General features: G+C 68.7%; 22 protein-coding genes. 20 read left to right on the top strand and 2 right to left on the bottom strand.

The window, feature by feature from the left end; translation table 11 throughout:
* Positions 1–474: 474 nt before the first annotated feature.
* From ABZU75_RS38235 to ABZU75_RS38205, 7 genes are all read left to right on the top strand, one after another.
* Positions 475–1,239, top strand: a complete 765-nt coding sequence (locus ABZU75_RS38235) for an ABC transporter ATP-binding protein (RefSeq protein WP_355565590.1) — start codon at positions 475–477, stop codon at positions 1,237–1,239.
* Positions 1,236–1,946: an ABC transporter ATP-binding protein gene (locus ABZU75_RS38230; protein ID WP_355565587.1), complete on the top strand. Its 711-nt coding sequence runs from the start codon at positions 1,236–1,238 to the stop codon at positions 1,944–1,946. Before ABZU75_RS38235 ends, ABZU75_RS38230 begins: the two co-directional genes overlap by 4 nt.
* 7 nt (positions 1,947–1,953) lie before the next feature.
* Positions 1,954–2,853, top strand: coding sequence for a branched-chain amino acid ABC transporter permease (locus tag ABZU75_RS38225; protein ID WP_350927153.1), 900 nt, complete (start codon positions 1,954–1,956; stop codon positions 2,851–2,853).
* Positions 2,850–3,869, top strand: a complete 1,020-nt coding sequence (locus tag ABZU75_RS38220) for a branched-chain amino acid ABC transporter permease (protein WP_355565585.1) — start codon at positions 2,850–2,852, stop codon at positions 3,867–3,869. Before ABZU75_RS38225 ends, ABZU75_RS38220 begins: the two co-directional genes overlap by 4 nt.
* Positions 3,870–3,904: 35 nt before the next feature.
* A complete protein-coding gene (locus ABZU75_RS38215; RefSeq protein ID WP_355565581.1) occupies positions 3,905–5,227 on the top strand; it encodes an ABC transporter substrate-binding protein in 1,323 nt (440 codons plus the stop codon).
* A 10-nt stretch (positions 5,228–5,237) separates the two neighbouring features.
* Positions 5,238–6,059 carry an SDR family NAD(P)-dependent oxidoreductase gene (locus ABZU75_RS38210; RefSeq protein WP_355565578.1) on the top strand — a complete coding sequence of 274 codons (822 nt, stop codon included), beginning with the start codon at positions 5,238–5,240 and terminating at the stop codon, positions 6,057–6,059.
* Positions 6,060–6,317: 258 nt separating this feature from the next.
* Positions 6,318–6,857 (top strand): TetR/AcrR family transcriptional regulator, encoded by a 540-nt coding sequence (locus ABZU75_RS38205; protein ID WP_350927161.1) that lies wholly within the window; start codon positions 6,318–6,320, stop codon positions 6,855–6,857.
* A gap of 279 nt (positions 6,858–7,136) precedes the next feature.
* On the opposite strand, the gene ABZU75_RS38200 is transcribed toward ABZU75_RS38205, so the two are convergent.
* Positions 7,137–7,379, bottom strand: coding sequence for a hypothetical protein (locus ABZU75_RS38200; protein ID WP_355565575.1), 243 nt, complete (start codon positions 7,377–7,379; stop codon positions 7,137–7,139).
* On the opposite strand from ABZU75_RS38200, the gene ABZU75_RS38195 reads away from it, so the two are divergent.
* From ABZU75_RS38195 to ABZU75_RS38180, 4 genes are read left to right on the top strand one after another with little or no spacing between them, the layout of a single operon-like run.
* Positions 7,378–7,500 carry a hypothetical protein gene (locus ABZU75_RS38195; protein WP_355565572.1) on the top strand — a complete coding sequence of 41 codons (123 nt, stop codon included), beginning with the start codon at positions 7,378–7,380 and terminating at the stop codon, positions 7,498–7,500. The two genes, ABZU75_RS38200 and ABZU75_RS38195, sit on opposite strands and share 2 nt — an antisense overlap.
* Positions 7,501–7,559: 59 nt before the next feature.
* Positions 7,560–8,135, top strand: a complete 576-nt coding sequence (locus tag ABZU75_RS38190; RefSeq protein WP_355565569.1) for a biotin transporter BioY — start codon at positions 7,560–7,562, stop codon at positions 8,133–8,135.
* 43 nt (positions 8,136–8,178) lie between these two features.
* On the top strand, positions 8,179–8,853 hold the full coding sequence (locus tag ABZU75_RS38185) for an ABC transporter ATP-binding protein (protein WP_350927167.1): 675 nt from the start codon (positions 8,179–8,181) through the stop codon (positions 8,851–8,853).
* Positions 8,853–9,455: an energy-coupling factor transporter transmembrane component T gene (locus ABZU75_RS38180; RefSeq protein ID WP_355565565.1), complete on the top strand. Its 603-nt coding sequence runs from the start codon at positions 8,853–8,855 to the stop codon at positions 9,453–9,455. The genes ABZU75_RS38185 and ABZU75_RS38180 overlap by 1 nt, the downstream gene beginning before the upstream one ends.
* Before the next feature lie 7 nt (positions 9,456–9,462).
* On the opposite strand, the gene ABZU75_RS38175 is transcribed toward ABZU75_RS38180, so the two are convergent.
* Complete coding sequence (locus ABZU75_RS38175) at positions 9,463–10,956, bottom strand: PucR family transcriptional regulator ligand-binding domain-containing protein (protein WP_355565562.1); 1,494 nt, start codon at positions 10,954–10,956, stop codon at positions 9,463–9,465.
* A 171-nt stretch (positions 10,957–11,127) separates the two neighbouring features.
* Here ABZU75_RS38175 and torT point away from each other — a divergent pair, with 171 nt between their 5' ends.
* The 9 genes from torT to ABZU75_RS38130 are packed head-to-tail and all read left to right on the top strand — an operon-like array spanning position 11,128 to position 19,564.
* Positions 11,128–12,252, top strand: a complete 1,125-nt coding sequence (gene torT, locus ABZU75_RS38170) for a TMAO reductase system periplasmic protein TorT (protein ID WP_355565559.1) — start codon at positions 11,128–11,130, stop codon at positions 12,250–12,252.
* A gap of 58 nt (positions 12,253–12,310) precedes the next feature.
* The gene (locus ABZU75_RS38165) at positions 12,311–13,840 is read left to right on the top strand and encodes a sugar ABC transporter ATP-binding protein (protein ID WP_350927175.1); all 1,530 of its coding nucleotides are present in this window, start codon (positions 12,311–12,313) and stop codon (positions 13,838–13,840) included.
* Entirely contained in the window at positions 13,837–14,874 is a 1,038-nt protein-coding gene (locus tag ABZU75_RS38160; RefSeq protein ID WP_355565555.1) for an ABC transporter permease, read from the top strand. Before ABZU75_RS38165 ends, ABZU75_RS38160 begins: the two co-directional genes overlap by 4 nt.
* A gap of 2 nt (positions 14,875–14,876) precedes the next feature.
* Entirely contained in the window at positions 14,877–15,608 is a 732-nt protein-coding gene (gene pxpA / locus ABZU75_RS38155; RefSeq protein WP_355565593.1) for a 5-oxoprolinase subunit PxpA, read from the top strand.
* Between the two features lie 10 nt (positions 15,609–15,618).
* Positions 15,619–15,864, top strand: a complete 246-nt coding sequence (locus ABZU75_RS38150; RefSeq protein WP_350960054.1) for an acetyl-CoA carboxylase — start codon at positions 15,619–15,621, stop codon at positions 15,862–15,864.
* A 5-nt stretch (positions 15,865–15,869) separates the two neighbouring features.
* Entirely contained in the window at positions 15,870–17,231 is a 1,362-nt protein-coding gene (locus ABZU75_RS38145) for an acetyl-CoA carboxylase biotin carboxylase subunit (RefSeq protein ID WP_350927183.1), read from the top strand.
* 11 nt (positions 17,232–17,242) lie between these two features.
* Positions 17,243–18,133, top strand: a complete 891-nt coding sequence (locus ABZU75_RS38140; protein ID WP_355565550.1) for an allophanate hydrolase subunit 1 — start codon at positions 17,243–17,245, stop codon at positions 18,131–18,133.
* A complete protein-coding gene (locus ABZU75_RS38135) occupies positions 18,123–19,097 on the top strand; it encodes a biotin-dependent carboxyltransferase family protein (RefSeq protein WP_355565547.1) in 975 nt (324 codons plus the stop codon). Before ABZU75_RS38140 ends, ABZU75_RS38135 begins: the two co-directional genes overlap by 11 nt.
* Positions 19,097–19,564 carry a RidA family protein gene (locus ABZU75_RS38130; protein WP_355565544.1) on the top strand — a complete coding sequence of 156 codons (468 nt, stop codon included), beginning with the start codon at positions 19,097–19,099 and terminating at the stop codon, positions 19,562–19,564. The genes ABZU75_RS38135 and ABZU75_RS38130 overlap by 1 nt, the downstream gene beginning before the upstream one ends.
* The last annotated feature ends 31 nt before the right edge of the window (positions 19,565–19,595 follow it).

The raw sequence follows: 19,595 nt of genomic DNA, 5'->3' as shown, positions 1-19,595 counted from the left end.
CTCTACACCTCCAAACACCACCCCTGTCCCGACACGACCATCTGCAGAACGGCCAGGGCCACGGCCATCGCGCGACCTCGCCATGCCTCGCACGCATTTAGAAACGAGGTTTTCATTCATCACCTCAAAGCCTTGTCTGGCGCCCCTGCTCCGAGTCCGCCCCGTAGTCGTTATCGGCGAGATATAGGCTCCTGAACTGGCTAAACATGACACTTCTTGTCAAGCGGCCGGGCTGCGGGACTTCACCGTGTCGAGTCCCCGGAAACCTTGACGAAACAAGAATCCTGTTTCAGGATCGGACGCAACCCGATCGCCGGACCGGCGAGGGCGCCTGGTGAATCTCACCCCCACAGACGTCGTCCCCGCCGACTCAGATGTCCCGACACGTGCCCGATTCGACAAGTGTCATCCAGGAAGGGGCGGTTCCATGATCGCCTACAGTCCACCCACCCCCCAAAGCAGCGGAGGCCGTTCATGAGCCTCCTTGACGTACAGGACCTGACCTTGAGGTTCGGCGGTGTACGCGCCCTGGACGGCGTGTCCTTCGCCGTGGAGGAAGGCGCCCTCGTCGCCCTTGTCGGCCCCAACGGTGCCGGGAAGAGCAGCGTGTTCAACTGCGTCAGCGGCCTGTACCGGCCGAATGACGGCAGCATCGAGTTCGCCGGCGAGAACATCCTCACGCTGCCCTCCCACGCGCTCGCCTCCCGCGGGATCGGACGGACCTTCCAGAACCTCGCCCTGTTCCCGCGCCTGACCGTGCTGGAGAACGTGCTGCTCGGCGGCCATACCGCGCACCGCTCCAACGTCCTGGCGTGCGCCCTGCGCTGGCCGGGGGAGAGGCGCCGAGAGCGGGAGGCGCGAGGACGCGCCCTGGAGGTGCTCACCGAGCTCCGGCTCGCCCATCTCGCGGACCAGCCGGCGGCGGGGCTTCCCTTCGGCACGCTGAAGCGCATCGAGATCGCCCGCGCCGTCATGAGCGGCCCGCGCCTGCTGCTGCTGGACGAGCCCGCCGCGGGCCTGACCCACGGCGAGGTCGAGGAACTGGGCACGACGATCCGCTCGCTCCGGGAGACGCACGGGCTCACGGTGCTCCTGGTGGAACACCACATGGGCCTGGTCATGACCATCTCGGAGAAGGTGATCGTGCTCAACCTCGGACAGGTCATCGCCCAGGGGCCGCCCGGTGAGGTGTCGACGGACCCGGCCGTGGTCGCCGCCTACCTGGGAGCCGCCGCATGACCGCCGCACTGGCCGTCACCGGCCTCACCGCGGGCTACGGATCGCTCATCGTGCTGCGGGACCTGACCTTCCATGTGGAACCCGGCGAGATCGTCGTCATCCTGGGGGCGAACGGCGCGGGCAAGACCACCACGCTGCGCGCGCTCAGCGGCGAGATCCCGGCAGAGGGGACGATCGAACTCGCCGACCGGCAGGTGGGCGGGCTCCGCGCCGACCAGCGGGCCCGGCTCGGCATCGGACACGTGCCCGAGGGACGTGGCACCTTCGTGGACCTCACCGTCGAGGAGAACCTGCGGCTCGGCGCCTACCACCGGCCGGCGCGGGAGGTGCCCGGCGCGATGGAGCGCTGGTTCGAGGTCTTCCCCCAGCTGGCGGAGCGACGCGGCCAGCTCGCGGGCAGCATGAGCGGAGGCGAGCAGCAGATGCTCGCGGTGGCGCGGGCCCTGATGGGCGCACCGAAGCTGCTGCTGCTGGACGAGCCCTCGATGGGACTGGCGCCGATGCTGGTCGCGGAGCTGTTCCGGAGCCTGGCCGAGATGAACAGGCAGACCGGCACCGCGATGCTCCTCGTCGAGCAGAACGCCGAACTCGCGCTGTCGGTCGCCGATCGCGCGTACGTGCTGGAGCACGGCCGGATCGTCTCGACCGGCACCGCCGAGGAACTGCGCGGCGACGACTCCATCCGCCGGGCCTACCTGGGAGTTTGAGACCGCAATGGAACTGCTGATCCAACGCCTGGTCGACGGAACGTCGAACGGGTTTCTCTACGGGGCCGTCGCACTGGCCCTGGTGCTCATCTATCGCTCCACCGGACTGATGAACTTCGCCCAGGGCGAGATGGCGATGTTCAGCACCTTCGTGGTCTGGAAACTGGCGGACCAGACCCTGGGGCTGGGGCTCGCCCTGGTCGTCGCCATCCCGATCGGCATCCTCTTCGCCTTCCTGCTCGGGGCGGTCATCGAACGCGTCGTGATCCGGCCCTTCGAGGGAGGGACCAACAACCACCTCAGGCTGCTGATCGTCACGCTCGGCCTCTTCCTCGCGATCAACGCCCTGGCCGGATACATCTTCAGCACCGACACCGAACGGCTGGAGTCGCCGTTCCCGGACGGGGGGCTGAACCTCGGCGGCGTCAACATCAGCTACCTGGAGATCGGCACGGTCGTCGTCTTCCTGCTCGTGGCGCTGCTCATCCGGCAGCTCTTCATGGGCACGAAGCTCGGCCTCGGCCTGCGCGCCGCCGCCATGAACCCCTCCTCAAGCCGCCTGGTCGGGATCGACGTGAGCCGGATGATGATGATCGGCTGGGGGCTGGCGTCGGCGATCGGAGCCCTCGCGGCGGTCCTGGTGGCACCGGTCGTGTTCGTCAGCACGAACATGATGGCCACCCTCCTGCTGTACGGATTCGCCGCGGCCGTGGTGGGCGGCTTCGAGAGCGCGCCCGGTGCCCTGGTGGGCGGCGTGCTGGTGGGCCTCATCCAGTCCCTGTCGGCCGGTTACCTGCCCTTCATCGGTAACCAGCTCCAGCTCGCGACCGCGTTCGCGGTGATCCTTCTCGTCCTGCTGATCCGCCCGCAGGGGCTGTTCGGCCGCGTTCCGGTGGAGCGGGTATGACCACAATGCGAACGACAGTCAGCGCGGCGCCCTGGCTCGCCGGCCTGGTCCTTCTCTTCCTGGCCCCGTTCGTCCTGGGAGTCACCGGTATCCGGGGCCTGCTGGAGGTGCTCTTCCTCGCCGTCGCCGTGATGAGCCTCAACCTGCTGACCGGTTTCAACGGGCAGCCGTCGATCGGCCACAGCGCGCTGATGGGCCTCGGCGCGTACACCACGGCGCTGGCGGTGCAGAACTACGGCTGGTCCTACTGGACGGTGCTGCCGCTCGCGATCCTCATCGCCGCGCTGGTGGGCGCGGTGGCCGGTATTCCGGCCCTGCGGATCCGCGGCATGAACCTGGCGCTCGTCACGATGGCGCTGGCCCTGGTGTTCCCCCAGATACCGGTGCGCTTCACCGACTGGACCGGCGGCACCGCCGGGCTGACCGTCGACCGGAACCTGAGCGCCCCCGCCTCGCTGGGCGTCTCCGACGTCGCGTGGCAGTACTGGGTGCTGCTGACGATCACCGCGCTGGTCTTCCTGCTCATCCGCAACGTCATGCACAGCTCGATCGGCCGCTCTCTCATCGCGATCCGCGACCAGCACGTGGCGGCGCACACGGTGGGCGTCAACGTCAAGGCGACGAAGGTGGCCGTGTTCGCCGCCAGCGCCGCGGTGGCCGGCGTGGCCGGATGGATGTTCACGGTCGCCAACCAGTTCGTCAGCCCCGGTGACTTCACCGTCCTGGTGTCGATCAACCTGCTGCTCGGCATGGCCATCGGCGGATCGGGAACCCTGGTGGGCCCGATCCTCGGCGCGGTGTTCCTGCACTACGTCCCCGAACTGCTGGCCGCGGCCGGCGTCAACCCCCAGCTCACGCCCGCGGTGTACGGCGTGCTGCTGATCCTGCTCACCTTCTTCCTGCCCCAGGGCCTCGCCGGAGGCGCCAGGACCGTGATCCAACGGCTCCGCGGGCCGCGTGGCGGAGCCGTCACACCGGAGAAGGAACCCAACTCCCCCCGTCCCGTCGCCGCCTGACTCCGGCCCTCCGCGCACCACCCGAAGGAGAACCGATGACCCACAGATCTCAGGTACGGCTGCTCGCCGTCATCGCCGTGCTCTCCCTTTCCGCCACGGCCTGCGGCGGCAGCGCCGTCTCGGCCGCGGGCGCCGACCGGCCCGCGCCCGCCTCCAGCGGGGCGGCGGCCGGCTGCCCCGACAACGGCACCGAGGGACTGACCGACACCACGATCAAACTCGGCGTGTCGCAACCGATGTCCGGACCACTCGTCGCCGTCGGCGGGGGCTTCGTGGTCGGGATGAACGCCTACTTCGACTACGTCAACAGCAAGGGCGGCATCCAGGGGCCGGACGGTAAGAGGCGCAAGGTCGAACTGATCGCCAAGGACGACCAGTACGTGGCCACCAAGACCAAGGCCAACGTCTCCGCGCTGATCTCCCAGGACAAGGTCTTCGCGATGCTCGGCCTGTTCGGCACGTCCGGGAACCTGGCGGCGCGGCCGTTGCTCGCCAAGGAGTGTGTGCCCTCCCTGTTCCCCACCTCGGGAGCGCCCGAGCTCGGCAACCCGGACTACCCCTGGGGCGGGCCCGCGGGAAGCATCTCCTACCTGCTGGAGGCCAAGGCGACCGGGGAGTACCTGAAGTCGGTCAACCCGAACGCCAAAGTCGCGATCCTGCACCAGGAGGACGACCTCGGCCGCGCCTACCTGCAGGGTTTCAAGAAGGGCATCGCCGACTCGAACATCGAGATCGTGAAGACGGAGTCCTTCGAGTCCACCGACCCCGACGTCGCCAACCAGATCACCAGCCTGGCCGCGTCCGGCGCCGACACGTTCTACGACATCGCCATCGGCCTGCAGGCGATGCAGGCGCTGAACCACGTGCACGCCAGCGGGTGGAAGCCGCGCATCCTGCAGGCGGCACAGCTCGGCCTGTCACTGCTCAAGAAGCTGCAGCCGGGGGCGGGTGACGGCCTGGTCATCTCCACCACCGCCTACGACCCCGACCTGCCGGAGAACGCCGACCTACCGCAGATCAAGCTCTATCTGGAGTGGTTCGAGAAGACACCCGGGCACGAGAAGCAGGTGCCGTCCACGGCCGTCGGCGGCTGGACGGCCGGGATGCTCGCGACGTGGGCGATCGAGCACGCCAAGACCATGGACCGGGTGGGCGTGATGGAGTCGGCGCACAACATGGAGGTGACCGAACCGACCATCTACCTGCCGGGTGTGAAGGTGCGCACCGGTGACGGCGACGACTACCTGCTCGAAGGGGTCCGGCAGCAGCGGCTGGACCGTGCCGCGGGCAGGCTGGTCCCCATCGGAGAGGTGCAGGACTTCGACGGCACCACCAGGTACGAGAAGATCACAGGTTGAGGTCCCCGTCATGTTGCTGACCGGATTCGAGGGCAAGGTCGCGCTCGTCACGGGAGCGGCGCGGATGCGATCCATCGGCCGCTCCATCGCCCTCGGCCTGGCCGGGGCGGGCTGCGACGTCGCCGTGACCGGCACCGACCGGCCACCGGAGGCGTTTCCCGAACCCGAGCGGAACGCCGGATGGCAGGGGCTGGCCTCGGTCGCGACGGAGATCGCGGCGCTGGGACGGCGGTGCGTGACCATCACGACGGACGGGGCCGCGAACGAGGGGAACGCCGGCCGTGTCCTCGACGAGGCCGTACGAGGGCTCGGCCGGGTCGACATCCTCGTCAACAACGCGGCCGCCTCCCGGGGCGCCGACCGGGTGAGCGTGGCGGGGCTGGATCCGGCGGTGTGGGACACCGTGATCGGCACCAACCTCACCGGCTCCTTCCAGCTGAGCCGGGTGGTCGCACGGCACCTGCTCGCCAGGAAGGAGGGTGGCAGCATCGTCAACATCTCGTCCATCGGCGGCAAGCTGATGGGGGCCAGGACGGCCGCGTACTCCGCCTCGAAGGCGGGACTGCACGCGCTGACCTCGGCGATGGCCCAGGAGCTGGGGCCGGAGGGGATACGCGTCAACGCCGTGTGTCCCGGGATAGTCCGGACCTCCCGGCTCGACGACCTGCCGGACGAGGCCTGGGACCGCATCATCGAGACCACGGTGCCGCTCCGGAGGGCGGGTGATCCCGGTGACGTGGCGAACCTGGTCGTGTTCCTCTGCAGCGACCAGGGCTCGTGGGTGACCGGGCAGGCGTGGAACATCGACGGAGGCCAGCTGACGATCCACTGACGAAGGGGCGGGTGGCCGGTGGCGGGGCGAGGGCCGGCCACCGGCCACTTTGAACCCGGAGTTCTCCCTCTTTGTGAACCAGGCAACAAAGAATTAACCCTGTTCACTCAGTCTGATCAGATCAACTAGTGAAATAGAGCTGTATTCTAGGTCAGTGTCCAGCGGGTCGAGGGGGAACTGCCGGTGATTACTGACGTTTCGGGTCCGGTCGCGCCCGAGCTGCTTCGCCGAGACCAGCGTGAGCGCCGGGAGCGAATCGTGCGCACCGCGCTGCGAAGCCTCGCGAGTAGTGATTACGAACGGGTCAAGGTGTCCGACGTGGCCCGGGACTCGGGTGTGGCGCTGGGCACGCTCTACAGGTACTTCACCTCCAAGGAGCATCTCTTCGCGGCCGCGTTCCGGGAGTGGCAGGAAGGGCTCAAGCGCAAACTCGACAAGTCCGCCCCTGCTGGAGAAACGGAGCGCGAGCGCATCGGTGATGTGCTTCATCGCACGGTTCGCGCGTTTCAGCTGCAGCCCCAGTTCTATCGGGTTCTCATCGTGCTGGAGACGGCGTCCGACCCTTATGTCGCGGACATCTACCACTCGCTCGACGGGATCTTCGTCGACATCGTGAGATCCGGGTTCGCGAGCGAGGAGGCTCTGGACGAGGACCACCAGGCGATTTTCAGCGTCCTCACGGCCGTCCTCAACGGGGAGCTGCGCGCCTGGATCATGGGACGCCGGACCATCGACAACGTGTACAAGGCCATCGACGACGCGATTCGCCTGATCTACGAGTTTCCGGCGGGACGCTGAGGAATTCCGGACCGGAGAGGGCGTGCGCGGGATTCGGGGTAATGTAATCGCTCGTACGCCGACCGGTCGTTGAGCCGAGAATCCCCGGGGTGCGGTTCACGACGAGACTTCCATCGGGTCGTGAAACGCAATCGGCTCACCCTTCGGGAAGCGTCTGATCGCGTGTTCCCGGGTACACCGCGCCATGGTCTGCCATCTCGGGATCGACGTTCGACGGACTGAGTGGTCTGTCACTTGTGCGTGGCGATCCGTATGGAGACACGGGCGCGGTCAGGCCGGTTAAAGGGAAAACAAGGTGAAAGATCGGGGCGGGTTGATCGCACCGCGCGATATGACGAGATGCGAGAGCGGATCGTCGATTTCTCGGCGCACCTGTTCGCGGCCAACGATTATGCCGATACCGGCTGCGCCGAAATAGGTGACGAGATCGACCTGGCCGGCGGCGCACCGTACCACCACTGCACCACCACTGCGGTTCGAAGGACGTCGGGCCGGCCACCGGGCCGCGGGAGAGGCGAACATGACGCTGGACCGCATCACCGGGATCCTCCCGCCCGCCATCCCGGGCGGCATCGAGCCGGCACCCGGCTCGGAGGCCGAGCCGAAGCGCGGCCGCGGGTTTCCCGCCACGGCGAACGGCTGAGGGGGCTCACCCCGCAGGCCCTGGCGTTTCTGGGATGACCAGCGGATATCGTGTCTGATGTGTCAGAGTCCCGCTCCCCCCTGCCCGCTGTCGATCTTGCCCGTACGGTCGTCTTCGCCGCCTTCATCGCGGTGCTGGGGATCTTTCCCGGAATCTACGCCGGCGGTTCGAGCGTCCCCATCGTGATCCAGAACGCCGGGCCGTTGCTGGCCGGCAGCATCCTGGGCGCGCGCCGTGGCGCCGCGTCCGTCGCGCTGTTCCTCGGGCTGGTCGCGATCGGCCTGCCGCTGCTCTCCGGCGGGCACGGTGGTATCGCCTCGTTCTTCGGGCCGAGCAGTGGATTCCTGATCGGCTGGGTCCTGTCGGCGCTGGTCGCAGGTCTGATCGTGTCGCGCGCCAAGCGTGTCGGGCTGCCGGTGCTGCTGCTGGCCAACGCGGCCGGGCTGGCCGCCGACTACCTGATCGGCATCCCGTTCCTCGGCGTGTACATCGGAGACCTGCCGGCGGCCGCGCTGCAGTCGCTGATCTTCGTGCCGGGTGATCTGCTCAAGGTGGTGGCCGCCTCGCTGATCGCCGCCGTGGTGCATCGCGCCCTGCCGGGCCTGTTGGCGAGACCGGCGACGCGGACCGGATGATGCTCGCGATCCACCGCTTCCGGACGAGGCGGAAGACGGTTCCGTGATCGAGTTCGAGGATGTCGGGCACAGCTACGGCGAGCGGGTCGTGCTGTCCGGGGTGAACCTCCGCCTGTCCGAGCGGCGGGTGGCCTTCGTCGGCGCGAACGGTTCGGGAAAGTCCACCCTGGCCCGCATGATCAACGGCCTGGTGCTGCCGAGCACCGGCCGGGTGCTGGTCGACGGGCTGGACCCGAGTCGCAAGGGCCGTGAGGTACGGCGGCGCGTCGGGTTCGTCTTCACCAATCCGGACAGCCAGATCGTGATGCCGACCGCGGGCGAGGATGTCGCCTTCTCCCTGCGGCGCAGCGGGCTCTCCGCCGGGGAGCGTGCCGCGCGGGCGGCCGAGATCCTGGCCGAACACGGGCTCGGCGGCTACGCGGACCATCCCGCGCACCAGCTCTCCGGCGGCCAGAAGCAGCTGCTCGCGCTGTGCGGGATGCTCGTGCTCGACCCCGACGTGCTCGTCTGCGACGAGCCGACGACGCTGCTCGACCTGCGGAACAAGAGGCAGTTCTGCACCCTGCTCGCGGGGCTGAGGCAGCGGGTCGTGCTGGTTACCCATGATCTTGACCTGCTCGGCGACTTCGACCGGGTGATCGTGCTCGACGGGGGCCGCGTGGTGGCCGACGACGAGCCGGACCCCGCGCTGCGCCACTACCGGAAGCTCGTCGGCTGATGGTGGGTGGATGGTACGAGCCGGGATCGAGTCCGCTGCACCGGACACCGGCCGGCTGGAAGTTCCTCGCCCTGCTCGGGCTCGCGGCGGTGGTGTTCGTCCTGAGCTCTCCCGTGTGGCTCGGCGGGATCTGCGCCGTCATGGTCCTGGGGTACGCGCTGGCACGGGTCTCGCCCGGGCGCTGCCTGCGGGTCGCCCGCACGCTCGGGATGCTGGTGGCGTTCATGTTCGCGCTGCAGTGGTGGTTGCTCGGCCTGGACGCGGCCGTGCTGGTATGCCTGCGGATCGTGGCCGCGCTGACCGCGGCGAACCTGTTCACGATCACCACCAGGGTCGATGACGTGGTGTCCGCCGTCGAGCGCGGGCTGCGGCCGCTGCGGCGGTTCGGGGTGCGTCCGGACCGGATCGGCCTGCTCGTCGGGCTCACCCTGCAGTCGGTGGCCGCGCTGTCCAAGATCGCCGCTGAGGTGCGCGAGGCGGCGAAGGCCCGCGGGGCGCAGCGCTCGGTCATCGCGTTCGCGGTGCCGTTCCTGATCCGTACCCTGCGTCACGCCGACGAGCTGGGTGAGGCCCTCGCCGCGCGCGGCGAGGGCGACCGCTGAGCCGGCGTCATCCGCCCGCCGGGTCGTACATCCGGTACGCCAGGTTGCAGATCAGCAGGGTGTCAAGGTGGTCCAGGTCGGCTTCGAGCAGCCTGCCGATCTGGGCGAGCCGGTATCGCAGGGTGTTGCGGTGCACGTGCAGAACCTGGGCCGTCGTGTGCTGTCTGGCATCCAGCCGCAGGTAGGTCCGCAGGGTGTGGAGCAGCTCGCCGTTGCTCTTGGCATCGTGATCGATCAACGGCTGCAGGAACTCCCGCGCGGCATGCTGCCCGCCCCGGCCGGCGGCCGCGGCCACGATCGAGGTCAGGTCGAAGGCGCGGGCGCGGATCGGACTCGACTGGTCCGGGGTGATCACGGCACGCGCGGACGCGAAGACCATGCGGATCTCCCCGGCGTCGTGTGCCGGTCCGGCCACGACGATCCGCCGGCTGGGCATCTCCCGCCGGAGAACCTCCAGGATCTTGCCCGTGGCGTCGGCGACGTCGCCCTGGGCGAGCAGCACCAGGGTCTCGCCGCTGCGCACCGAACGCACCGTGGGCAGCACCTGTTCCACGGCCAGGCGCAGCCGGAGGGAGTAGCCGGCGGAGAACGCGGGATTCGGATGGGCGACCAGCACGACGAAGGGCACGTCGCTTTCGAACCCCGCCACCCGCAACGCTCTGATCAGCGTTGTCGTGGGCGTGGTCCAGTCGGCCAGGCCGGAGAGCACCGCGGCCATCCGCGTCGCGCTCGACGGCTCCTCCTGCAACCTCCGCGTCAGGTCGATCGCGACCAGGGTCGCCGCCGAGCCCATGGCCATCCGGACGCTCTCCATGGCCTCGTCGGACCGGCCGACCAGAACGTGGTCGTGCGCGCCGGCCTGGTCAAGCGGTACCGCGAAGTAACCGGTCGTCCCGTTGGTGGCCAGCCCCTCCAGCACCAGGTCCGTCTGCCACTCCCAGTGCGAGGGCCAACTCGCCATCACCTTTCCGTCGATGTCGACGATGGCCGCCTCACCCTTGATCTCCTCGGCGATCTGTTTCAGCAGTGCCGCCAGGGGAGCCCCGTTGGAGATGAATCTCGCCAGTTCGGCGGCGAGATTGGAGGCCCGCCCCATGTCCTTGAACCGGTCGGCGATGATCGCGTCGGCGACGAACTCGCTGATCCGTACGAAGGGCACGTTGTAGGGGACGATCAGCAGCGGCAGGTCCACCGCCGTGGCGCACTCGACCAGCGCGCGCGGCACCTCCTGGTGCGTCAGACCGCAGCCGAAACCGAGGGCCGTGGCCCGCACCGCCTTGAGCCGCTGGGTGAAGGCCCGCCACCCTTCGTAGTCATCCGCGCCGATGAAGGCACCGGTGGTCAGCACCAGCTCGGCCCCGCGCAGGAAGGGGGAGGGGTCGACCAGTTCGGTGGACGCGACCCATCGAACGGTGCGTTGCAGCAGCTCAGGGCTGCTGGGTGTGACCAGTGTCAGCTCCAGGACCGCTTCGGCGATGAGCTGGTCGAGCGTCAGGGCCATGGGGCGGATTCCTCTCTGTGGCGGAGCCTCACGCTGTGCAACTGCACAATACAAGCTCGGCAGCCTTGGCCCGCACGCACGTAGACGGTGAAACCGGCATCCCTGTTGACTGCTTGGCATCCCACCCCTGTACGCGAAGTTCCCGATGTGGAACGAATAAAGGGAGCATTCGTGCGGTTCAAGCATCCCGCCTTCCTGGCGACCTCCGCTGTGGCCATGCTGTCGCTTGCGGCCTGCGGCTCATCCACCCCCACCGGCTCGGCCGACGGCGCCGCGGCCGCCTCGGCGGCCCCCGCCAAGAACTGGGCGCCGGCGAAGGTCGACGTGTGGGCCGACTTCTCCATGGACAGCGAGCGGACCAAGGCGGAGTACACGCCCGCGGGGAAGGCGGAGAAGGCCTGGAACATCTGCGTGTCGGTGCCCCACATGAAGGACGCCTACTGGCTGGGCCTCAACTACGGGGTGGCCGAGCAGGCGCGCGAAGCCGGCGTCAACATGACGATGGTGGAGGCGGGCGGCTACGAGAACCTCGACAAGCAGACCCAGCAGATCGAGGACTGCGCGCAGAGCGCCGACGCCCTGGTGATCGGCGCCATCTCCTACGACGGGCTCAACAGCACCGTGAACCGCCTGGCGGCGACCGGTAAGCCGATCATCGACGTCGTCAACGGCATGTCCAGCGACAAGATCACCGCCAAGTCGCTCGTCTCGTTCAACGACCTGGCCGCCATCACGGCCGACTGGCTCATCAAGGACTCCAAGGGAGAGCCGGTCAAGGTCGCCTGGTTCCCCGGGCCGAGCGGCGCCGGCTGGGCCGAGGCCGGCGAGGCGGGCTTCAAGAGCGCGCTCAAGGACAGCAAGGTGGAGATCGTCGACACCAAGTGGGGCGACACGGGCAAGGACGCCCAGACCCGGTTGATCGAGGACGTGCTCGCCGCCACCCCGGACATCGACTACATCATCGGCACCGCGGTGACCGCCGAGGCCGCCGGGCCGATCCTGCGGGACCGCGGCCTCAGCGACAAGATCAAGGTCGCCGGCTACTACTTCACCCCGGGCACCCACACCGGAATCCAGCGCGGCACCGTGCAGGGCGCGCCGAGCGACAGCACCGTGCTGCAGGGCCGGATCGCCATCGACCAGGCCGTCCGGGCGCTGGAGAAGAAGGAGTTCATGAAGCACGTCGGGCCGGAACTCGTCATGGTCACCAAGGGCACGCTCGGTGACTTCGACCTGACGACCACGCTGGCGCCCGAGGGATGGTCCCCGACGTTCCAGGTCAAGGCCGGCAGCTGACCCGTCGCGTCGGTTCCGGCCCAGCTGGAACGTTCCATCATCAGAAAGATTGCCTCCTATGACCGAACCTGACCACGGAGCCGTGCTTCGGATCCGCGGGCTCACCAAGAAGTACCCGGGTGTGACCGCGCTGGACCAGGTGGATTTCGAGCTCCGCCGAGGTGAGGTGCACGTACTCTTCGGCGAGAACGGGGCCGGGAAGTCCACCCTCATCTCCATCATCTCCGGAGCACAGCACCCCGATGGCGGGACCATCGAGGTCGGCGGGCGGACCGTCGAGTTCTCCGGCGTCGCGGCCGCACGCGAGCTGGGCATCAGCGCGGTGTTCCAGGAGTTCTCGCTGATGCCCACGATGACCGTGGCCGAGAACCTGGTGATGGGCTCCGAGCCCGGCCGGTACGGATTCGTGAACCGGCGCCAGAGCAGGAAGCTGGCGCAGGCGCGCCTGGACGAGTTCGATTTCCGCATCTCGCCGGATCGGCTGGTGGAGACGCTGAGCCGGGCCGAGCAGCAGATGGTCGAGATCGCCAAGGCGTTCCGGCCCGAGCTCAGCGTGCTCATCCTGGACGAGCCGACCGCCTCGCTGACCGAGGAGGAGTCGGAGCGGCTGTTCGCCCTCGTCGAGGAGGCGCGCGGCCGAGGGGTCGGCATCATCTACATCACGCACAGGATGGCCGAGATCCGGCGCCTCGCGGACCGGGTGACCGTGCTGCGGGACGGGCGGCTGATCACGACGGTTCCCGGTGGCACGCCGGACGACGAGCTGATCGGCCTGATGACGGGCCGGGTGGTGGAGGACCTCTACCCCGAACTGCCCGAACCCGGTACCGGCGTGGTGCTGGCCGCCCGCGGCATCACGACCTTCGACGGCGCGGTGCGCGACGCGAGCTTCGAGCTCCGCGCGGGGGAGATCGTGGGATTCGCCGGCCTCATGGGATCGGGCAAGTCCACCGCGGCCCGTGCCTGCTTCGGTCTGGAGCGGATCGACTCCGGGACGTTGACGATCGCCGGCAAGGATCTGACCGGCGCCGATCCCGCCCGTGTCATGAAGTCCGGCGTGGTGTACCTGCCCAGTGACAGGAAGACCGAGGGGCTGTTCCTCAACCGTCCGCTCCGCGAGACCGTCACGCTTCCCTGGCTGCGCCGGGCGCCGATGTCCAGCGGGCCGGTGCTGCGGCCGGGACGCGAGCGCGCGGCGGCCGGCGACATGCTGCGCCGGATGAAACTGAACCCGGCCGACCCTGAGCGCCCGGCCGACAGCTACTCCGGCGGCAACCAGCAGAAGGGCCTGCTGGGGCGGGCGCTCCTGGGGGACTGCGACACCTACATGCTGGACGAGCCGACGGTCGGGGTGGACGTCGGCGCCCGGGTGACGATCTACGACCAGATCGTCGAGCTTGCCCGGAAGGGCAACGCCGTGCTGGTCATCTCCTCGGAACTGCCGGAGATCCTCCATCTCTGTCACCGGGTGTACGTGTTCTCGCACGGAACGATCACCGCCGAGATACAGCGGGACGACCTCAGTGAGGAAACGGTCCTGCGCCACATGATGCATTGGGACGAACCAGCGACAAAGGAGATCGCATGACCCTCCCCGGTGAGGTCGGAGTGGCCCTACGACCTCGGAGATCTGTGATCTCGTACGCCGCCCGCACATTCGTCAAGATCGGTGTGCTGCCCATCCTCGTGGTCGTCGCGTTGATCGCCTTCTCCGCGATGTCGGACAACTTCCTGACCGTGGACAACATCCACTCGGCGCTGCGGCAGAACTCGTACATCATCATCGCCACTCTCGGCCAGTTCGCCGTGCTGTTGGTCGGCGGGTTCGACCTGTCGATCGGTGCCATCACCGCCCTGGTCTCGGTGACCACGGCGATGGCGATGACCGCCCAGTCGGAGACCTCCTCCCCCCTGACGGCCGTGCTCGTCGGTGTCGCCGCGGGCGTGCTGGTCGGCATGATCTGCGGGCTCGTCAACGGCCTGGGCGTGGCGAGCCTGAACATCAATCCCTTCATCATGACGCTGGCGACCGCCTCGGTGTTCTCCGGGCTCGCCCTGATGCTCACCTCGGGCGTGCCGGTCTCCGGCCTGCCCCAGGAGTTCAGTGACTGGCTGGGCTTCGGCAGCGTCCTCGGGATCGGCGTCTCCATCTGGCTCGCCGTACTGGCGGCCGGGCTCCTCTGGCTGTTTCTGACCCTGACCCGCCAGGGACGCCACATCTACTCCGTCGGGTCGAGCCCGCGCGCGGCCAGGCTCTCCGGGGTCAGCGAGTTCCGCACCCTGATCCTGACGTACGTGCTGGCCGGAGGCCTGGCGGCGGTCGGGTCCGTGCTGCTCACCGCGCGCATCGAGACCGGAGAGGCGAACATCGGAGCCTCCCTTCCGCTGCAGACGATCGCCGCGGCCGTCATCGGCGGGGTCAGCCTTCGCGGCGGATCCGGCCGGGTGCTCGACGCGGTGCTGGGCGCGGTTTTCATTGGAATCGTCGCCAACGGCATGAATCTGGCACAGATCAATTCCTACTATCAAATGATAGTCACCGGCATTGTGCTGGCTCTGGCGGTTGTCGCCGACCGTCTCCGTAATCGACTCGCCGCCGCGGTGTACGCAGGAAAGGTGTGATTATGAAGGTCACTCTGAATTCCGATATGGGGGAATCCTTCGGGATCCATTCCTTCGGAAACGACGGGGCGCTGCTCGCCCTGATCGATACGGCGAACGTGGCGTGCGGGTTCCACGCCGGAGACCCGAGCGGCATGCGCGAGACCGTCGCGGGCGCGGCCGCCGCGGGGGTCTCCGTGGGCGCGCACCCGGGACTGCCCGACCCGGTCGGCTTCGGGCGACGCGAGATGAAGTTGTACCCTGATGAGGTACGTGACATCGTTCAGTACCAGGTGGGAGCGCTGAAGGGCTTCCTCGACTCCGCGGGTGTACCTCTTGATCACATCAAGCCGCACGGCTCGCTGTACGGCATGGTCGCGCGGGACGAGGCACTGATGGACGCGGTGTGCGACGTCGCCGCGACGTACGGGGTGCCGGTCTTCGGAATGGCGGGCACCGCGCACGAGCGGGTTTGCCAGGCTCGGGGAATTCCATTTCTCGCCGAGTTCTACGTCGACCTCGAATACACGGCCGAAGGCGGTTTGATCATCGCCAGGCGGCCGCATGCCACACCTGTCGAGCGAGCGGTGGAGCGAATGACCATTGCTCTCGAAGAGGGAGTCGCCATTGCCGTCACCGGCGAGCGGATCCCCATGAGATTCGACACGGTCTGCGTCCATTCGGACACGCCCAACGCGGTGGAAGTCGCCTCCGCCATCAGAAATGTCATCGATTCGACGAACTCGTCGTCCTGAAAGGCCTCTCATGTCTGAGCACGTTGTGCAGTCTCCGCTCCCCGGCGTCTTCTACACCCGGCCCGCGCCCGACCAGCCGCCCTTCGTCGAGGTGGGCAGTGTGGTCACCGCCGGGACGACCGTGGGCCTGGTCGAGGTCATGAAGCAGTTCGCCGAGATCAAGGCCGGGGAGAGCGGGACCGTGACGGCGATCCACGCGGAGAACGAGAGCATCATCGGCCCCGGGGACGGCGTCGTCACCATCGAGAAGGACTGATCCTGTTGCGTAAGTTGCTGGTCGCCAACCGCGGCGAAATCGCGGTGCGGATCATTCGGGCCGCCCGCGAACTCGGGATCAGCACGGTGGCGGTGTACAGCGAGGCCGACCAGGATGCCCTGCACGTCCGGCTGGCCGACGAGCGGGTGCTCATCGGCCCGCCCGCCGCCTCCCGCAGCTACCTGAACATGGACGCCGTCGTCACGGCGGCGGTCGATCTGGGCGCGGACGCGGTGCATCCCGGGTACGGATTCCTCTCCGAGCGGGCCGAGTTCGCCGACAAGGTGACCGGGGCCAAGCTCCTCTTCGTCGGACCGTCGGCGGAGACGATCCGGCTGATGGGGGACAAGGCACGGGCCAGATCCGCCGCCGAGGAGGCCGGAGTGCCGACGGTGCCGGGATCCGACGGGCCCGTCGACGGCCTGTCCGAGGCTCTGGCCGCGGCGGAAAAGGCGGGATACCCGGTGGCGGTCAAGGCCGCCGCGGGCGGCGGTGGCCGCGGTATCCGTATCGTGGCCGACGCGACGGAGCTCGCCGAGGCGCTGCCGGTCGCCCAGGCCGAGGCCCAGGCGGCGTTCGGCAGCGGGCTGGTGTACATCGAGCGGTTCGTTCCCAACGCCAGGCACATCGAGGTCCAGGTGTTCGGTGACGGAGAGAACTTCGTCCACCTGGGGGAACGCGAGTGCTCGATGCAGCGTCGGCGGCAGAAGGTGCTGGAGGAGGCGGGAGCGCCGGGCCTGCCCGATCACGTGCGCACCGCCATGGCCGACGCCGCCGTCGCGCTCGCCAAGGTCTCGGGTTACTCCGGGGCCGGCACCGTCGAGTTCCTCTACGACTCCGCGAGCGAGGGGTTCTACTTCATCGAGATGAACACCCGGATCCAGGTGGAGCATCCGGTGACGGAGATGGTGACGGGCCGGGACCTGGTCCGCGAACAGCTCACGGTGGCCTCGGGCGACCCGCTGTCGTTCTGCCAGGCGGACGTCGAGTTCCGCGGCCACGCCATCGAGGTGCGGCTCAACGCGGAGAACCCGGACTTCGGGTTCATGCCCAGCCCCGGCGTGCTGTCGGCCATGCGGATGCCGGGTGGCCCGTTCGTCCGCATCGACTCGGGATTCGGGCCCGGCAGCGAGGTCAGCCCCTTCTACGACTCCCTGCTCGCCAAGATCATCGTTTGGGGGGACAGCCGCCGGGCGGCGATCGCCCGCATGGCCCGGACCCTGGACGAGGTCGAGATAGCAGGTGTCGTCACCACCGCGGGATTCCTGCGCGAGGTGATCGACATCGAGGAGTTCCGCGACGGCCGGTACCACACCACCTTCCTGGAGGACTGGATGGCCGGCACCAGGACCGGGGGCGGCAAGTGAAGGAGAACACCGTGTGCAGAGCAGGCGAGAGCCGCTACTCCTGGGGTGGCGACGAGCATCTGGTCGTCCAGTTCGCCGAGGCGATGAGCCTTGAGGTCAACTTCACGGCCATGGCGGTGGCGAAGGCGCTCACCGAGAACCGGCTGCCGGGGATCGTGGACATCTGCCCGGCGAACGCGTCCCTGCTGATCAGGTTCGACCCCGACGTCGTGCCGCCCGCCACGGTCGAGGCGGCGGTCAGGGCGGCCGAGGAGCAGGTCGCGGGCTCACCCTCGCGGAGCATCGAGACCAGGATCTTCGAGGTCCCCGTCTGGTACGACGACCCGTTCACCAACGAGACGGGGGCCAGGTTCCGCGACCGGCACCAGCGGCCCGAGGGCAACGACCTGGAGTTCGCGGCCGTCGAGAACGACATGGACTCCGTGCAGGCGTTCATCGACGCCCATTCGGGCTCGCCGTGGATCACCTCGATGGTCGGCTTCGTGGCCGGACTGCCGTTCATGTTCCAGATGGTTCCCCGGGAACGCCAGCTCGAGCTGCCCAAGTATCTGAGGCCGCGCACCGACACGCCCGCCCTCACCATCGGACACGGCGGATGCTTCGCCTGCATCTACTCGGTCCGCGGAGCCGGCGGGTACCAGATGTTCGGCGTCACCCCCGTGCCGATCTTCGACCCGGAGCAGAGGCTCGCCGACTTCAGCGACTTCATGGTGTTCTTCCGTCCCGGCGACATCGTCAAGTTCCGCGGTATCGACAGTGCCGAATACGACAGCATCCGAGCGCAGGTCGAGGCCGGCACCTACCGCTACCGCCAGCGCCCGATCACCTTCGACCTCGATCGATTCCTCGCCGACCCCGACGGCTACAACACCGAACTTCTGGGAGCTCTCTATGCCGGTTGAGATTCTGGAGCCCGGGCTGGCCTCAAGCATCCAGGACCGCGGCCGGCCCGGCTACTACAGCGTGGGCATCCCGCCGTCCGGCGCCGCCGATCTGCGCGCCGCGGCCGCGGCCAACCTGCTCGTCGGCAACACCCCGGACGCGGCGGTCATCGAGTCGCCCTACATGGGGCCCGCCCTGCGGTTCGACGAGCCGACGGTGGTGGCCGTCACCGGCGCGACCATGCCGGTGCTGCTCAACGGAGCACCGGTCCCGCAGTGGGAGTCCTTCGCGGTCGCGGCCGGAGACCGGCTGACCTTCGGTTTCCTGCAGGCCGGCGCGCGCGTCTACATCGCCGTCGCCGGCGGGTTCGACGTTCCCACGGTGCTGGGCAGCCGGTCGACCTACGCGCTGGGCGGATTCGGCGGCTTCGAGGGCCGGAACCTGAGGAAGGGTGACCTGGTCCCGATCGGCGGGGCCGGAGGAACCCCCGGCAGGGTCGTGCCCGAGGAGCTTCGGCCTGTCCACAGCCGTGACGTCGAGCTACGGGTGGTCATGGGGCTGTACGACTACCGGCTGACCGACGCCGGCCGCAGTTGCCTGCTGGAGTCGGAGTGGTCGCTGACCCCGGTCGCGGACCGCACCGGTTTCCGATACTCCGGTCCGGTGCTGGAATGGGAGCAGCGGGTTCAGCCGTTCGGCGCGGGGTCCGACCCCTCCAACATCGTCGACGCCGGATATCCGATCGGTTCCATCCAGGTGCCGGGCGGCGTGGAGCCGATCATCCTGCATCGCGACGCGGTCTCCGGCGGCGGCTACGCCATGCTGGCCACCGTGATCAGCACCGATCTCAACCTGGTCGCCCAGTGCTCTCCGGGGACGCGAACCCGCTTCGTGGCGGTGACCCTGGAGGAGGCGCTGCGGGCGCGTGCCGCCGCGGCGGACTGGGAGTCGCGGGTGCGCCAGGCTCTGGGCGCGGCCGTCTGATGCGACCCCAGCCCGCTTCGGAAAGGCTGGCGGCCCTGGGACTGGTGCTGCCCGACGTCCCCGCGCCGGCCGGTGCGTACGTCGCGGCGGTCCGGCACGGCGACATCGTGATCACAACGGGCCAGCTGCCCTTCGTCGACGGCCGCCTGCCGCTGACGGGGCTGGTCGGCGTCGACCTCGACATCGCCGCCGCGGCCGGTGCGGCACGTCAGGCCGGCCTGAACGCGATCGCCGCCGCGGCCGGCGTTCTCGGCGGTGTCGACAACATCGTCCGCGTTCTCAGCGTCACCGGGCACATCGCCGGCGGCCCGGACTTCGTCGAACATCCGGCCGTGCTCGACGGCGCGAGCAAGCTCATGGTGGAGATCTTCGGGGAAGCCGGCCGGCACGTCCGTACCAATGTGGGAGCCCCGCGGCTACCGCTGAACAGTCCGGTGGAGGTCGGCATCGTGGTCGCCGCCCGCTGAGCCGGGCCGTGGCCCGCGGCCGGACCCCGGC

Origin of the sequence: Streptosporangium sp. NPDC005286, assembly GCF_040607515.1 — a bacterium.
Classification (GTDB): Bacteria; Actinomycetota; Actinomycetes; order Streptosporangiales; family Streptosporangiaceae; genus Streptosporangium.
Note: the sequence above shows the minus strand (reverse complement) of the source record. Positions and strands in the feature narration are given on the sequence as shown.

What these genes read in the sequence shown, in the direction of transcription:
- ABZU75_RS38195 (WP_355565572.1), top strand. Translation starts at nt 7,378, where the DNA reads ATGACGCTGGACCGCATCACCGGGATCCTCCCGCCCGCCATCCCGGGC.
- ABZU75_RS38175 (WP_355565562.1), bottom strand. Translation starts at nt 10,956, where the DNA reads ATGGCCCTGACGCTCGACCAGCTCATCGCCGAAGCGGTCCTGGAGCTG.
- ABZU75_RS38200 (WP_355565575.1), bottom strand. Translation starts at nt 7,379, where the DNA reads ATGTTCGCCTCTCCCGCGGCCCGGTGGCCGGCCCGACGTCCTTCGAAC.
- ABZU75_RS38225 (WP_350927153.1), top strand. Translation starts at nt 1,954, where the DNA reads ATGGAACTGCTGATCCAACGCCTGGTCGACGGAACGTCGAACGGGTTT.
- pxpA (WP_355565593.1), top strand. Translation starts at nt 14,877, where the DNA reads ATGAAGGTCACTCTGAATTCCGATATGGGGGAATCCTTCGGGATCCAT.
- ABZU75_RS38230 (WP_355565587.1), top strand. Translation starts at nt 1,236, where the DNA reads ATGACCGCCGCACTGGCCGTCACCGGCCTCACCGCGGGCTACGGATCG.
- ABZU75_RS38220 (WP_355565585.1), top strand. Translation starts at nt 2,850, where the DNA reads ATGACCACAATGCGAACGACAGTCAGCGCGGCGCCCTGGCTCGCCGGC.
- ABZU75_RS38215 (WP_355565581.1), top strand. Translation starts at nt 3,905, where the DNA reads ATGACCCACAGATCTCAGGTACGGCTGCTCGCCGTCATCGCCGTGCTC.
- ABZU75_RS38160 (WP_355565555.1), top strand. Translation starts at nt 13,837, where the DNA reads ATGACCCTCCCCGGTGAGGTCGGAGTGGCCCTACGACCTCGGAGATCT.
- ABZU75_RS38210 (WP_355565578.1), top strand. Translation starts at nt 5,238, where the DNA reads ATGTTGCTGACCGGATTCGAGGGCAAGGTCGCGCTCGTCACGGGAGCG.
- ABZU75_RS38130 (WP_355565544.1), top strand. Translation starts at nt 19,097, where the DNA reads ATGCGACCCCAGCCCGCTTCGGAAAGGCTGGCGGCCCTGGGACTGGTG.
- ABZU75_RS38180 (WP_355565565.1), top strand. Translation starts at nt 8,853, where the DNA reads ATGGTGGGTGGATGGTACGAGCCGGGATCGAGTCCGCTGCACCGGACA.
- ABZU75_RS38135 (WP_355565547.1), top strand. Translation starts at nt 18,123, where the DNA reads ATGCCGGTTGAGATTCTGGAGCCCGGGCTGGCCTCAAGCATCCAGGAC.
- ABZU75_RS38150 (WP_350960054.1), top strand. Translation starts at nt 15,619, where the DNA reads ATGTCTGAGCACGTTGTGCAGTCTCCGCTCCCCGGCGTCTTCTACACC.
- ABZU75_RS38235 (WP_355565590.1), top strand. Translation starts at nt 475, where the DNA reads ATGAGCCTCCTTGACGTACAGGACCTGACCTTGAGGTTCGGCGGTGTA.
- ABZU75_RS38165 (WP_350927175.1), top strand. Translation starts at nt 12,311, where the DNA reads ATGACCGAACCTGACCACGGAGCCGTGCTTCGGATCCGCGGGCTCACC.